Origin of the sequence: Ochrobactrum sp. AN78, assembly GCF_029909885.1 — a bacterium.
GTDB classification, from domain to species: domain Bacteria; phylum Pseudomonadota; class Alphaproteobacteria; order Rhizobiales; family Rhizobiaceae; genus Brucella; species Brucella quorumnocens.
In genome coordinates this window covers 159603-173651 of the sequence record NZ_JASAMU010000009.1, presented here as the reverse complement: position 1 = coordinate 173651, position 14049 = coordinate 159603, and the positions used below count along the sequence as shown (strand labels likewise).

Here is a 14049-nt window from a genome sequence, read left to right as displayed (position 1 = left end):
TGGTAAGCTTGCGTTGTTCGACCCTTTGCACAACCAGGACTAAGACGATCCGCAGCTCTGAGCGTCACGGGGCCTCCCGCAAAAATTGCAAGCAATAATCTTGGATGCTGCGGGACCGCCGCCGCCAATCTGAGCTTGATCCTCATCGACAATGGGATGAAACCCAGTTGGGAATGCTCCGGATACCGTCAGCATCTGGCGCATTGGTTCCATTGTCGACCTTCGCATCAATTTCAAGAACCAACGGCCCTGTGACCGTTAATCAATCCGGACAACTCGCCTCAGTGACCTTGTCCTTTAATCTTCCCGGCGGCGTATTACTGGGAACGGCAACCGATCGTGTCGACAGTTTGCGCAGTCAGATCTCCATTCCTCCCTCGGTCACCGTGCGCACAGCCGGTGCAGCACAGATATTTGCCCCATCAACCGGCAATATGGGAATTCTTATTCTAGCGGCGATCGCCACCATATATATCGTGCTCGGTGTATTGTATGAAAGGTTTGCGCATCCGTTCACTATTTTATCCGGTCTACCATCGGCGGCTTCTGGTGCTTTGCTCACACTGCAGACCTTTGGAGTTGATCTTTCAATCATAGCACTGATCGGACTTTTGATGTTGATCGGCATTGTGAAGAAGAACGCGATCAAGATGGTCGATGTGGCTTTGGTTCTGAAGTGGCAGGAAAACCGATCGCCACAAGAAGCCATTCATCAAGCAGCTGTCATGCGCTTTCGTCCGATCATGATGACGACGTTCTGTGCTCTGCTTGCGGCGGTTCCCGTCACCCTTGGACAGGGGCAAGGCTCGGAACTTCGGCAACCGCTTGGTGTGGCCGTGGTTGGTGGTTTGTTCCTCAGTCAGATATTGACGTTGTTCATTACCCCGGTGATTTTGTGGAGATTGAGCGGCTAAGCAACATCAAATGGTTCAAACCGCGCGAGATAAAATCACTCTCGACGGTTGATTGAAGGTGTTGCAGGCGCCTGAACGGAGGCGATACTGAAGCGCCTGACGCTCTCGTGGTCCGGGTCTCTCATCCAAGCTGCAGCCTGCCGTTGGGCGCTCGCATTGAGCCTCTGGGGCGTCATTGTTATTCAGCTGAGGAATTGGCTTGGCTTGGAGGAAAAGCAACAGCCCCTGTTGAAGCCCTTCCACAGGAAGCTGATAGGTTCAAATCGGAGGATCGATCCTACCGGCTTCGGCTTTACGCCCGATAAGTGTCTTTGGTGTTGCTGCTCGGCTGCGTGAGCTTGTCGGGTGGCGTCGAGAAACCGTCCCACCGCTTCGCGCCAGAATGACGCGCAAACGCTCGCCTCCCTGGTCTTAATATCAGCAGAGGGATAGCGGAACATTCAGTCAGTGAGCAGTGCCGGACGCCCGAGCTGCACTGCCCCCGGCGCGGACGACACAAACGGCTCGATCAATGCAGGAAGCAGTGCTATCACTTCACTATGGACAGCAACTACCACATCCATACGGACGGCTCATTTGACGTTGCTTCGCACTTGGGTGGCTGGGCATTCGTTGTCTATGAGGGCGACCGTCAGCGATATGCGGCGTCTGGCAGCGCGCCGGGCATATCCAACAATAGTTTCGAAGTTCTCGCCCTTCTGAATGCGATGAGCTGGATAGCCACGGCCATACCGACGCGCACGGTCACGCTTTGGACCGATTCCGTCTATGCCATAGAGGGCTGCCTTCGCTGGAGAGCCATCTGGCGCAGCAATGGCTGGAGGCGGATCACGGCGAAACAGCATGTGAGGCGCCGGAAGATTCCTGACATGGTGATATGGCGGGAACTTGACGACCTTCTGCAACGCCACCCGCACGTGGCCGTTCAATGGTGCAAGGGTCACGCAGGCGTGATCGGCAACGAACTGGCTGACAGGCAGGCACGTGATGCGGCGCAGACGCCGCCCACACTGAGAACGTCGGTGCCTGGAATGCCCTTACCATCCAATTGACGACAGGTGCGACCGCTGGCGCTGCGCGACCGGATAATCCAGCATGCGATTACCGATCCCGTCGTGGCAAAGCGTGATCTGGTGTTGGCGATAATCCAGTTGCCCTTGTTGCTGATGGGGTCGCCGAGGCCGGGCCGCGTTTGCCTGATGGGAACGGACAACTCTGTCGCGGTTGAATGCGGTTGACTGGGCCAGGGCGGAAACTGTGCTTGCTCTGGGCGTGATGCCCTGAGCCGTTGCTAAGGCATCCCTCAACCGCCAGCGCATATTGCAGCGACAATTATAGCGCGACAGTCCCTGGCGAGAATTGTTTGTACTGCAGCAATCTGCGTAATCCTGATGATTTTTGGCGATTGGCCCGGCTGCATGGTGAATTTTCCGTATGAAATTCCCGCAGGCGTCCTGGCAGCCTTTATGGCCGAGCCGGACTTTCTCTGGCCGCTGGCCCCTGGCGCGATGAATGAGATGGCGCGTCGATGTCGTTTTGAGGTGCGCGACAGATGGGCAGACCTCTTCGCCCAAGAGGTGCAGGACCTGGATGCGAGACGTCCATGTGCATACGCATGCTTTCATAAATCTTGGCAAAAGCAGTGCATGACACCGAACCCAGGCGTCTTGGTGATCGGGCCGTGGCGGCGAAATGGCAGTGGGATCCGAAATGCCAACCGCAGTCAAAAATGCGGTGGGTCGTCTTTAGTTGCGAAGTACCCAAAAGATCATGAGAAAGAGGATGACAAATGAAATGGAGGCGGCGGTTAGAACAATTGAGATGATACTGGCCAGACCCATCGCACTTCCCCACGGTGATACTTGCTGTTTCAGGATCTTCCTGCAACAAAACGTCTCGGCAGTGACCCGGCAGACTGTGGGCGGGAAAGAAAAACCTTCCCTGCTCCGGTTGCGGCCAAGTCGGCGTCGGACCGCCTGGCTCTCCAATCAAACCGGGTTTTGCCAGCAATTATGAATGGCTTTCTCATTGCAGGCAAGATCATCGCCTTCGCCAGGATTGGTCGTCCGGACCAGGCCCTTTCTATGCGTTGCGCATTGACTCGACCCGCGCTGGAACCGCTTGGATCCATTGGGCAACCACGGTCTCAGCAGAGCTCTCATTATATAATCTGCATAAAGCGGGGACAGGGTCCGTCTCCCGGCGTCTTCAATGAACGACGGTCCATAGATTGGATGGCGATCGACAGTTGGGCGAAAGCCCGGGCAGGCGGTTCTTTAAATTGGCGCCATTGCGGTTTGGCGTTTAGGAAATGGGCGAAACGTTATCAGGATCAGCACGGCCGCCAGTCCCATGCCCCATGCGCCGACATACATCAACACATAGGAATTGAAGCGATCATAGACCAGCCCGCCCAATAGTGGTCCTGTCGACATGCCAAGGCTGCCAGCCATGGCTGTGCCCCCGATGATCGTGCCCATCATCTTCAATGGAAAATTCTCTCTTATGATCACGGCGTAAAGCGGCATTGTACCGGCATAGATGAAACCCACCAGTGCAGCGATCGCATAGAAGGGTGCAAGCGTCGAGACAAACACATAGGCGAGCACGCCAAAGGCCTGGGCGAAAAGTCCTATCCCCAACACCCGCTGGGCGCCGAAACGGTCCCCGGCGAGCCCGAAACCGATACGACCAAACATGCCAGCCAGTCCCTCCACGCTGTAGATCGAAACCGCTGCAATCATCGGGATGCCGCAGGTGACGGCATAGCTCACGGTGTGGAAGATCGGACCGGAATGCGTTGCGCAGCAAAAGAAATTTGCCAACATCAGGGTGATGAATTGTGGCGATCGTACCGCCTTTGGCACTGTCATATCCGCGTTCAGCGCATCTGCCAGCATTTCTCCCGAACCGTTATGCATCGCGGGAGGGCGACGCACCAGGCAAGCTGCAGGGATCATCACACAGGCGGCGACGCCGGCAATAATCAACATCGCGCTCCGCCAATCGTGCATTGTCACAAGCCGTGCCGTCAGTGGTGCCATGGTCAACGGAGCCATGCCCATGCCGGCGGAGACAAGCGATACGGCCAGGCCGCGCCTGGTTTCGAACCAACCGGTTACGCAGGCCATCATCGGTGCGAAGACGGCGGCAGTCGCTGTCCCCACCAGCAAACCGAAGACCAGTTGGAATTCGCCAAGTGTTTCAGCCCGGCTGGCGAGCGCGAGGCTCAACGCAAGCATGGTCGAGCCTGCCAGCACGATCGGGCGAGGGCCAAATCGATCGGAAAGGCTGCCCCATAGGATGCTTGCGGCTGCCATCGCAAGAAAGCCGAACGTCATCGCCGAGGATATTCCGGTGATCGACCAGCCCGTCTCCTGGGCGATTGGCCGCAGCAGAACGGGTAACGAGAACATGGCTCCGGCGGCGACACATCCCAGAAGGCCGCCTGCCGCGACGATGATCCAACGGTAGGAAATGCGCATGCTGTTCCCCGATACCTGGTTTCGGCATCCTTGGCAGTCTGAGAAGAATTGTTCCCAACGCGCGCCGATAGCGTTGCGATGGGCAGCTGACCGCGTTTTCGGTGCCCGCTTGTCGATCAGCCCTGCGACGGTTTCCAGTCGGATGCTGGAATGGTGTTAACCATCCAGGGAATGCCGAACCGGTCGACAAGGGAGCCGAAGCCCGGTGACCAGAATGTTTCGCCGAACGGCATCACTGCTTTGCCACCTTCACAAAGCTGCTCGAACCAGCGCTGGCCTTCCGCCTTGTCCGACGTGTGCAAGGTGACGTCGAAGCCGTTTTTTGGCTTGTCGACATTGCGTGCCCATTGCACATCCATGTCTGCACCCATCAAGGCCTGGTCGCCGACTTCAAGCCAGCAATGCATCAGCCAGTTTTTGTAGTTTTCATCGCTCAGCGGCATATCCGGCGGGCCGTCGCCATAGGGCATCGCCGCAGTGATCTTTCCGCCCAGAACCCTGGCATAGAATTCGAAGGCTTCACGGCATTGGCCCTGAAAGCTCAGGCTGGTGACGATCTTCATAATTTCTCTCCCATTGAAATCTGACGTGCATTCGAACCATCCGCACTGGCTCTGGTCGCCCGGCCTCCGCGGGGGATCTTGTGACGGGTTCATCTTTGCGTTGACTGCGCTGTCGCGCCGAACGCGATCCGACCGTTGCGAAACTCTCGCCATGCTGTCTTAATATAGATTGATATCAACCTAATTATGCATCCATGTCAATCCGACATGGCGACGCTACTGCCAATCCTGGTCGCCGCAGCCTCGAACAAGTGTGGCTCAGCTGCCGCTCTTGATCACGCCGCTTGGCTTCATGGGCTGTTGGGGATGGCCATTGCCTGGTTTCCGAATTCTGGGGGCAGCGGTATCCCGCAAGCCATAGCCGCGCGGCACGCAGTCGAACTTTGGCGTCGCTGTTTTCGCCGCCGGATGAACCGGCATCAAGAGGCCCATGTCTTCAGTACCTTGCGCAATGTCGAGAGGCTCTGATAGCCCGCTTCTAATCCTGCGACGGCGAGCGGTACACCCTCGGCGCAACGACGCATGACATGCGAGACCCGCAATCGCTGTCGCCATTCGATGAAACTCATGCCTGTTTCAGAGCGAAATTTTCGCGTCATCGTCCGACGGCTCATACCGACTTTATCAGCCCAGTCGTCGATGGTGAGATTGTTACTTGGATTATCGAGCAGATCCCGGCAGAGTTTGCGCAACTGTTTTTCGGAAGGTAGCGGAACCGTATAGGGCTGTGGACCGGCATTGCGAATTTCATCAAGAATAAGCGCCGAAAGATGGTGCCCTCTGCCGGTTTCATCGTAGAGCATCGGTTCATTTGCAAGCGCCTGTATGCTCGCATCAAGCAGCGCTGAAACTTTCATAATTCTTGTTGGACCCCAGAAGCCCCGCAAAACGCTTTCCTCCAGATAGACAGAGTGCATTCTGGTTTCTCCGAATGTTTGAACGGCATGCGGGAGGTCGGGAGCAATGAGAATTGCGTAGCCGCTGGGCAGCATGAACGCACCTTCTTCCGTCATCGCCGTCATATAGCCGCTGTTTGCCAACAGAAGCTGCCCGCGTCGATGGCTATGCCAACCGAAGTTTGTACTCGCCGTGTATGCACGCCGCATCACAGCCAGCGGTCGGTCGATGTCCTGATAATCAATGGCATGCTTCGGTCGCATTCAATTTTCCATTAGGCCCAATTTGACTAAAAAAGTCATATTTGACGGAAATTGCAGAATTTTGACCCGATTGCAACCGAGATTGGCCTGACTCAACAGGTGATGAAGAATATATTCTGACGCGCAACGCATTGATATGCGTGTGTAATTTAGAATTATTCTGAATTCTACGATTGCGCAACAGCAAATATGACAGCCAAAGCCTGCGGTCGTAATCGCCAGCGGGACATATCTCGTTCGCTTGATGAACGACCAGGAGAGCCGAATTGAATACGAGTGGCATCGCTGCCCACGCACGACATCCAAATCACAACGCGGATTGTTTCTCTGGACATGCGTTTTTCAAGGCGATGCTGCTGTCGGGGGTGGCAGCGCTGGCCCTGGCCAATCCAGCGATGGCTCAGGAAGCTGGTGTTATCCAGCTCAATACGATTGAGGTTCAGACCAGCGGTGGCACCGGCCCGCGCACGCCGGTGAAGGGATACATCTCTGACTATAGCCGCGCCGCCACCAAGAGTGATATCGCTCTTCGTGAAGTCCCGCAGTCAATCTCAGTGATCACCCGCGATAATATGGATGACAGAGCCGTTCAGTCGGTGAGTGAGGCGATGCTTTACAGTGCCAATGTGAACGCCCAGCGGTACGGTGCCGATGTTCGATCGGATTATTTTACCGTCCGCGGTTTCCCTGCGGATCTTTATCTCGACGGTTTGCGCATTCCCCAGATCGCGAGCCAGTCGGGCGGTTACTCTGGCTTTGTCGTCGAACCCTATTCGCTGGAGAGTGTAGAAATCCTGCGTGGGCCAAGTTCGGCCTTGTTCGGGCAGAGTAACGTTGGCGGCATCGTCAATATGGTCAGCAAACAGCCGCAGGCTGACGCAGCGCACGAGGTCTATCTGCGCGGTGGCAGCTTCGGGCGCAAAGAAGTGGGCTTCGACACCACCGGATCGATCAATAATGATCCGCGTTTGACCTATCGCCTCAATGGCATGTTCCGCTACAGCGATACTTCTTATGATTATGGCAAGAACAATCGCTTCGCGATCAATCCAAGCGTCGCATGGCGTCCAGATGCGGAGACGAGCCTGATCGTATCGGGCGGCTATCTCAAAGACGATATGGGCCAGGCCGGTGTTATCATTCCGGCTTATGGCAGTGTCCTTCCAAGTCCGTCAGGGCAAAGCATAGCACGCGATTTCTCCGACGGAGACCCACGCAACGCCGTGTATAAAAAGGAGATCGGCTACGTCGGATATGCATTTGAACATCGCTTCAATGATACCTTCACGCTGCGTCAGAATTTCCGCTACTCGCACATGAAAACCGACTACCAAAACCTGTTCACCGGCGTCTTGCCATCGAGTGGCTGGAATGGCCACACGATTCCGCGCACCAATTACCTCGCGCAGCCGGAACTGGACGCAATCGCCTTTGACACGCAGCTAGAATCCCGTTTCGATACCGGCCCATTGTCACATACCTTGCTGTTTGGTGTCGATCAGCAGTGGCAGCGGTTGGACAATTACACGGCGTCTGCGAGTGGTCCTTCTCAAGACCTGTTCAACCCGACTTACGACAAATCCATCGCCAAGCTTTCGCCCACGACACGTCTGTTGCAAAAGCAGTATCAGACCGGGATCTATGTGCAGGATCAGATCGAAGCGGGTAATCTGCGCGTTACGCTCGGCGGACGCAAGGATTTTGCCCGCATCGATTCCGCGCAGACGACCCTGTCCACGAACCGCAGCGTGGATTATGATCAGAACCCCGATAAATTCACCGGGCGCGTCGGTGTGGCGTATATTTTCGATTCAGGCTTTGTCCCCTATGCGCTCTATTCGACGTCGTTTTTGCCGACGCTTACCCTCGCGGACACGCCATTAAAGCCGACAACTGGTACATTGAAGGAAGTCGGTCTGAAATACGCGCCCGAAGGCGAGGACTATTCGCTAACACTCTCGGCATTTGAAGCCGAACAGCAAAATGTCGTCAATCGTATCTCCGGCATATATTATCAAACCGATGAAGTGCGTGTTCGTGGTGTTGAACTTGAAGGAACAGCACGCTTGGGGAACCGGTTGAACCTCACGGGTGCGCTGAGCTTCCAGGATCCGGAAGTCAGCGCAAGCCAGAATCCGGCTCAGATCGGCAAACTGCCTTATACGGTTCCAAAGAACCAGCAGTCACTTTTTGTCAGTTATGACATGCCCTTGCCAAACAGCATCGATGGCACGCTGGTTATTGGTGGCGGGGTGCGTCGTATCGGCAAGACGGCGGGTGACACGCTCAACACCTTCTACGTGCCATCCTATACACTTGTTGACGCGTTTCTGCGTTACGATCTTGGTAACTATCGCTTGCAGGTCAACGCCTATAATCTTGGTGATAAGAAATATGTGGCAGGGTGTAATTCCACGAGCCAGTGCTATTTTGGCCAAGGCCGCTCCGTTGTGGCCACGACGAGTGTTCGATGGTAGCTGCCTTATCCCGTCGCGGCTTTCTGGTGGGCGCGGCTTTGACCGTCCTCCCGCGCGTCAGTGCCGCGCAGATGCCCGGTAAAATCGTCACCCTCGAATGGGCAGAGACAGAAATGGTTCTGTCATTGGGGCTTATTCCCTCGGGAGTGGCTGATCTGGCTGGCTACCGGCAATGGGTGGGTATCGACAATGAAGCGCTTATTGGCACTCTTGACGTGGGTGGACGCCAGCAACCGAGCCTTGAAGCGCTAATGCGCCTCAAACCGGATCTGATCGTGACCTCTGCATTGCGTCATGCGACGATTGCGGCGCGATTGAGAGCGATCGCACCGACGCTTCTCCTGGATGCAGGTGCCAATGAAGCAGATTTCTATGAAGCCACAAAAAGCGATCTTTCAACTGTTGCAACAGCCACTGATCGCGCGGCGATCGGGAAGGCCGAATGGCGGTCGTTTGAGGAGCGGTTGGTTGCTGTTCGAAAAAGAAACCGCGATTCCGTCAAGCTGATTGTTGCGCAGCCGTTACCCGGGGTTGCGCGATTGCGTATTTTCACCTCCAATTCTCTGATCATGAAGACGCTTGCGAAAGCCGGATTTTCTATCGGTGGCGACTTTGGCACTCAACCCTTTGGCTTTACGACAATTGGGCTTGAAGAACTGGCCACGTTGAGCGTCGACACGAAACTGCTGATGCTCGGTGAAGCGGTGCCCAATGAGCTGATCCAAAGCGCCATCTGGCCTGTTCTGCCGGTGGTTGCTGCCAAACAGGTCTATGCGATCGGTGGTGATATCTGGCCATTCGGATCCACCCGATCAATGGCGCGCCTCGTTGAGAAAGCGACCAGCGCGCTCGCAATCTGAACAGAGATCGTCCAATGATATCGGTTGCCCTAGCGCGATTGTTTGCGCATCAAGACAATAAACAACGGTGTCCCAATGAAGGCAGTCACTATGCCTGCCGGGATTTCATGCGGCGCGATGATGGAGCGTCCCAGCATATCTGCCAAAACAGTCAGGATCGCGCCGATCAGTCCCGTGACCGGAACGAGATGCTGATAGCGTGCGCCGCAGCATAAACGCGCCGCATGCGGTGCAATCAACCCCACAAAGCCGATCGCGCCGACCGCAGCCACGGCGCCTGCAACCGAAAAGGCGGCGAGCGCCATCGCCCATATCCTGGTTGAGACGGGATCAACCCCAAGGGATTGGGCACCGTCTTGCCCGAGCGCGAGTATATCGAGCCGCTTTGCAAGCGCCAATGCCAGCAGCGGAAGGATAAGCCAAGGCGCGAGTGCTTCAACATCCTGCCAACTGCGCGCATGCGTTGATCCCGCAAGCCAGGAAAGCGCTTCCGCAACCTGCAGTTTGGCCTCAATCACCGCAAGGGTGCTCAAGGCTGACAGGCTTGCCGCAATCGCCAATCCGGTCAAGGCAATGCTGGCTGGCTGCAAACGGCGTCCGAGTACCGATATCAAGATAACGACGCTACCGGCACCCAACGCTGCGAACAAAGCAAAGAGCGGGCTTCCTGGAACAAAGCCTATCAGGAGTGCAAGCAGACTGGCGAGCGCGGCTCCTTGCGCAAGCCCAAGGGTTTCGGGCCCCGATAACGGGTTTTTGGTAACGGCCTGAAGCAACAAACCTGCGACGGCCAATAATGCGCCGGCACCACCCGCTATCACCACCCGCGGCATGCGCAGGGCATAGACGATGCTCCAATCGATTTGCCCGCCGACGGTACCGTCGCCAAATGTGAGCCCTGCGAAGACTGCTGCGGACAATATCAATAAAAGGGTCATATAAAGCGCGGGCTTTCGCGCAAACAGCACGCTCGCCCGCAAGACATTGGCGCGGGAGCTTGCCTGCGTTCTCACCTTGCGAAGGATCATGATCAAAACAGGCGCAGCCAGACAAGCCGCGAGAATTCCGGTCGGAATGACCCGGCCTTCTTTACTCAACACTTGCGCGATAACGTCGGCGCCCAACAAGGCGACTGCACCCCAAAGGCACGCAGCCGGCAACAAAACACGATGTTTGATTAAACCTATTGCCCGCAAGAAATTAGGGACGGCTAGGCCGATAAAACCGATCGGCCCAGCGATGGAGACAGCTGCTCCAGCCAGCAAGACGGACACCAAAAGCCCAATGATGGCTGTGGTTTTTCCCAAGCCCAGGCTTGATGCGATATCGTTGCCCAAATTCATGATATCAAATTGTCTGCCCAGCATAGTCAGCAGCACGATGCCGGCGAATACCAGGGGAGCGAGCGATACAATCTTGTCCCAACCGGTCTGATCCAGAATGCCGGAAGACCAGAGAATGATTCCGGATGCACGGTCGTCCGCGGTCAGAATGATTGCCGAGGTGAGTGCTGAAAACGCCAGACTGACGGCGACGCCCGCCAGGGCCAGCCTGACCGGTTGCGCGCGCAATCCACCGCCCACCGACAAGCAAACCAAGCCGCCGATCGCACCGCCGAGAATGGTCGCCGCGAAACCAGGAAAAGCAAACGGCAACAATAGGCTCGATATGACGAGAGCAAGTTGTGCGCCGCTCGTCACAGCCAGAATATCAGGCGCGGCGAGGGGATTGCGCAGGATCGTCTGCATGATGGTACCGGCGGCGGCGAGGGACGCGCCGACAAGGATGGCTGCAAATACCCGTGGGAGCCGGATCGTTTCGATGATAATCTGTGCAACCGATCGCGGTCTTGAGGGGGCCAGCAACAGATCCCGCATCGTTACCTTGCCACTGCCCGCAATCAGGTCTGCGACGAACAGAAGGACCAGCAGCACAATTCCGAGGATGATCAGGCGTCCAGCCAGTCCGAAAGCGCGCGATCGCATCGTGGTTGCAGCGTTCATGGTCATTCTGTCATGGCCGTTCGCGAGGATTCACCCAGCGCGGCAGACAGAATGGGATCGGTAAAGCCGGATGCTGGGTAATATCGATTTCGAAATCAAACGCCTGTTTGAGGTGCGGCTTTGTGAATACCGTTGCAGGCTCGCCTGTTGCCATCACCCGCCCTTTGCGCATCAGGATCACATGATCTGCGAGTTCAATCACCTGGTTGAGATCATGGAGGACGGCAACGATGGTCAGCGCGCGTTCTCGGTTGAGCTTTTTCAACAGCGTCAACAGTTCAGATTGGTGACGAATGTCGAGAAAATTTGTCGGCTCGTCGAGAAAGAGAACAGAGGGATTTTGCGCAAGGGCGAGCGCAACCCAGGCCCGTTGCCGCTCACCACCGGAGAGCGATGAAACATGCCTGTGACGCAAGTGTTCCAGACCAACCTGGGCAATTGCACCGTCAATGAATCTTTGATCTTCCGGTCCCAGCCTTGCAAACAAACGCCGGTGCGGATGTCGACCATTTTCAACCAGTTCCTCGACGCTCAGTCCAGCTGGCACTTCTGGCATCTGGCCAAGCACCGCTATCTTCCGGGCCAGATCAATTCGCCGCAGCTGACTGATATCCGTCCCTTCAAACAGCACGGTCCCTTGCGAGGGTGCTTGCAGTCGCGCCATGCTCCGCAACAAGGTGCTCTTCCCAGAACCATTTGCACCGCAGATCACGGTGATTTTTCCTGGCGCAATGGAAACGCTGACTGCCGCTAACGCAGAAACATTGTCAAAAAGGACGGACAGATCGGTGACACGAATGATTGCATCTTCCATTCTCTCTCATCCTCTTAATGCCGTTTCCATTGATGGTGGGAATAAGCAACATGGTGGCCACAGGCAAGGGCCATAGCGGACTGAAGGGGGTCTGTGACAGACAATTCGTTTGGGTGGCAGAGTTTGATCTTCACCAACCATTTGCGGGCGGCAAGCATGTCGGATTGCCCATAGTTAACGCGCAAAGCACTGAATTCAGCATTGAGGTCTCGTTCAGTCGGTGGGTTTGAGTTCGGCAAATTTGGCGGCCATTGTCGGATTGCCCCGGGTCAGCCGCTTGACCGTCAGATCCTCCGCCTTGTCGTTTGCAAGTCGAAGGTTGTTTGCTGATTTGTGCAGGGCTTCTTTTGTTTTTTCCAAATCCTTGATGGCTTCATCGATGCGCTTGACCGCCTCTTCGAAGCCATCTGAGGCCAGCCGCCAGTTTCGTCCGAAAGCTGCTTTGAAATCATCAAGCTGCGATTCAAATTGCGTGATATCGACATGCTGCGCTCTCACCAGCGCCAGTTCAGTCTTGTATTTGAGAGAACTCATTGCCGCATTGCGCAAAAGCGTGATTATCGGAATAAAGAATTGTGGCCGGACAACATACATTTTTGGGTAGCGGTGCGACACGTCCAAGATACCGGTATTATAAAGTTCACTCTCAGGCTCCAGCAGTGAAACCAGCACCGCATATTCACAGCCCTTGGCGCTGCGATCCTTGTCGAGCTCTTTGAAAAAATCCTCATTCCTCTTCTTTGTCGCCGTCTCATCATTCTCATTCTTCATTTCGAACATGATCGAAACGATTTCCGCGCCTGTGTCGTCTATATCGCGGAAGACAAAGTCACCCTTGCTGCCAGCGCGCGCATCATTGTCCTTTTCAAAATATGCGCGCGGGAATGCGGTGGCCCGAATGCGGTCGAACTCGGTGGCGCAGTGGTGTTCGAGCGTCTCACCGACCATCTTGGTCGACAGCTTCAGTTTCATGTCGCGCAAACGTTCGATGGCGTCGTCGCGATCTCTGAGTTGTGTTTCATATTTGTCGCGAAGAGCTGTTTCGGCCAGTTGCTTTTCCAGCTCAACCCGGGAAAGCCCATTCTTCAGCGCCTCGCGCTCCTTCTCAACGATACTGACGGCTTCGGTCACAGCGAGTTTCTGTGTAAGCGCACTCGCATCGAGCCGGGCTTTCAGGCTCTGGATCTCGGCGTCCTTGCTTGACGCAGCTTTCTGCAATTCTGATACGAGTTTCGCCTCGGCGAGTTTCGACAACGCGTCCTGATCGCGTCGGGCATTATCAAGATCGTTGAGCAGCGCGTCGCGCTGCTTTTCAACAGCACTCAATGCCTCGGCGACAGCAAGTTTTCCTGCAACTTCGCCGGCTTCAAGCTTCGCCCGCAAATGCTGGATTTCAGAATCCTTGGCAGAGGTTGCCTTCTGCAATTCATGTGTGACCTTGGCCTGCGCAAGTTCAACAGCGTTGCGCTTGTCCCGTTCCGCCAGTTCCAAGCGCTCATGCAACTGCTTCTCGAAATCATCATCTCTCACCTGTTTTAAGATATCTGCATGTCCGGCCTCATCAATCTTGAAGGCCTTGTTGCAATGGGGACAGATGATTTCATGCATGAGTGTGTTTATGAACCTTTGTTTTAACCGCATGGGAAACCCACCGGTCGCTGGGGTCGATCTGACCACATGTGAAGCATTCCGATCTCATCGGTCAAGGTCTTTCCGGCCGCTGGTAATGCCAACAAAACGCAGGAAAACGGTCTGACGACATCTCAGGATTTC

Annotated in this window: 10 protein-coding genes and 1 pseudogene; 5 read left to right on the top strand and 6 right to left on the bottom strand. The window is 55.6% G+C overall.

Translation table 11 applies throughout. The annotated features are described in order from the left end of the window. Nucleotides 1-131: 131 nt before the first annotated feature. The 3 genes and pseudogenes from QBD00_RS17090 to QBD00_RS17080 all read left to right on the top strand — a co-directional run. Nucleotides 132-970: pseudogene (locus QBD00_RS17090) on the top strand (efflux RND transporter permease subunit); the annotation flags it as partial. Nucleotides 971-1453: 483 nt separating this feature from the next. Further along, on the top strand, nt 1454-1966 hold the full coding sequence (locus QBD00_RS17085) for a ribonuclease HI (protein WP_318580098.1): 513 nt from the start codon (nt 1454-1456) through the stop codon (nt 1964-1966). 339 nt (nt 1967-2305) lie between these two features. Beyond that, the gene (locus tag QBD00_RS17080) at nt 2306-2707 is read left to right on the top strand and encodes a hypothetical protein (RefSeq protein ID WP_318285386.1); all 402 of its coding nucleotides are present in this window, start codon (nt 2306-2308) and stop codon (nt 2705-2707) included. Between the two features lie 483 nt (nt 2708-3190). Here QBD00_RS17080 and QBD00_RS17075 read toward each other — a convergent pair whose 3' ends face one another. From QBD00_RS17075 to QBD00_RS17065, 3 genes are all read right to left on the bottom strand, one after another. Next, nucleotides 3191-4399 (bottom strand): MFS transporter, encoded by a 1209-nt coding sequence (locus QBD00_RS17075; protein ID WP_151093510.1) that lies wholly within the window; start codon nt 4397-4399, stop codon nt 3191-3193. Between the two features lie 116 nt (nt 4400-4515). Next, a complete protein-coding gene (locus QBD00_RS17070; RefSeq protein WP_151093508.1) occupies nt 4516-4962 on the bottom strand; it encodes a VOC family protein in 447 nt (148 codons plus the stop codon). A gap of 419 nt (nt 4963-5381) precedes the next feature. Further along, a complete protein-coding gene (locus tag QBD00_RS17065; RefSeq protein ID WP_318580097.1) occupies nt 5382-6122 on the bottom strand; it encodes a helix-turn-helix transcriptional regulator in 741 nt (246 codons plus the stop codon). Between the two features lie 266 nt (nt 6123-6388). On the opposite strand from QBD00_RS17065, the gene QBD00_RS17060 reads away from it, so the two are divergent. Together QBD00_RS17060 and QBD00_RS17055 are read left to right on the top strand one after the other, a co-directional pair. After that, nucleotides 6389-8599: a TonB-dependent siderophore receptor gene (locus tag QBD00_RS17060; protein ID WP_191793466.1), complete on the top strand. Its 2211-nt coding sequence runs from the start codon at nt 6389-6391 to the stop codon at nt 8597-8599. Further along, nucleotides 8593-9459 (top strand): iron-siderophore ABC transporter substrate-binding protein, encoded by an 867-nt coding sequence (locus QBD00_RS17055; protein ID WP_318580096.1) that lies wholly within the window; start codon nt 8593-8595, stop codon nt 9457-9459. Before QBD00_RS17060 ends, QBD00_RS17055 begins: the two co-directional genes overlap by 7 nt. A gap of 29 nt (nt 9460-9488) precedes the next feature. Here QBD00_RS17055 and QBD00_RS17050 read toward each other — a convergent pair whose 3' ends face one another. From QBD00_RS17050 to QBD00_RS17040, 3 genes are all read right to left on the bottom strand, one after another. Continuing rightward, a complete protein-coding gene (locus tag QBD00_RS17050) occupies nt 9489-11468 on the bottom strand; it encodes an iron ABC transporter permease (RefSeq protein WP_318580095.1) in 1980 nt (659 codons plus the stop codon). 4 nt (nt 11469-11472) lie between these two features. Then, complete coding sequence (locus QBD00_RS17045; protein WP_318580094.1) at nt 11473-12276, bottom strand: ABC transporter ATP-binding protein; 804 nt, start codon at nt 12274-12276, stop codon at nt 11473-11475. 213 nt (nt 12277-12489) lie between these two features. Further along, entirely contained in the window at nt 12490-13884 is a 1395-nt protein-coding gene (locus QBD00_RS17040; protein ID WP_318580093.1) for a DUF2130 domain-containing protein, read from the bottom strand. Nucleotides 13885-14049 lie beyond the last annotated feature (165 nt).

What these genes read in the sequence shown, in the direction of transcription:
- QBD00_RS17085 (WP_318580098.1), top strand. Translation starts at nt 1,454, where the DNA reads ATGGACAGCAACTACCACATCCATACGGACGGCTCATTTGACGTTGCT.
- QBD00_RS17080 (WP_318285386.1), top strand. Translation starts at nt 2,306, where the DNA reads ATGATTTTTGGCGATTGGCCCGGCTGCATGGTGAATTTTCCGTATGAA.
- QBD00_RS17075 (WP_151093510.1), bottom strand. Translation starts at nt 4,399, where the DNA reads ATGCGCATTTCCTACCGTTGGATCATCGTCGCGGCAGGCGGCCTTCTG.
- QBD00_RS17070 (WP_151093508.1), bottom strand. Translation starts at nt 4,962, where the DNA reads ATGAAGATCGTCACCAGCCTGAGCTTTCAGGGCCAATGCCGTGAAGCC.
- QBD00_RS17065 (WP_318580097.1), bottom strand. Translation starts at nt 6,122, where the DNA reads ATGCGACCGAAGCATGCCATTGATTATCAGGACATCGACCGACCGCTG.
- QBD00_RS17055 (WP_318580096.1), top strand. Translation starts at nt 8,593, where the DNA reads ATGGTAGCTGCCTTATCCCGTCGCGGCTTTCTGGTGGGCGCGGCTTTG.
- QBD00_RS17050 (WP_318580095.1), bottom strand. Translation starts at nt 11,468, where the DNA reads ATGACCATGAACGCTGCAACCACGATGCGATCGCGCGCTTTCGGACTG.
- QBD00_RS17045 (WP_318580094.1), bottom strand. Translation starts at nt 12,276, where the DNA reads ATGGAAGATGCAATCATTCGTGTCACCGATCTGTCCGTCCTTTTTGAC.
- QBD00_RS17040 (WP_318580093.1), bottom strand. Translation starts at nt 13,884, where the DNA reads ATGCATGAAATCATCTGTCCCCATTGCAACAAGGCCTTCAAGATTGAT.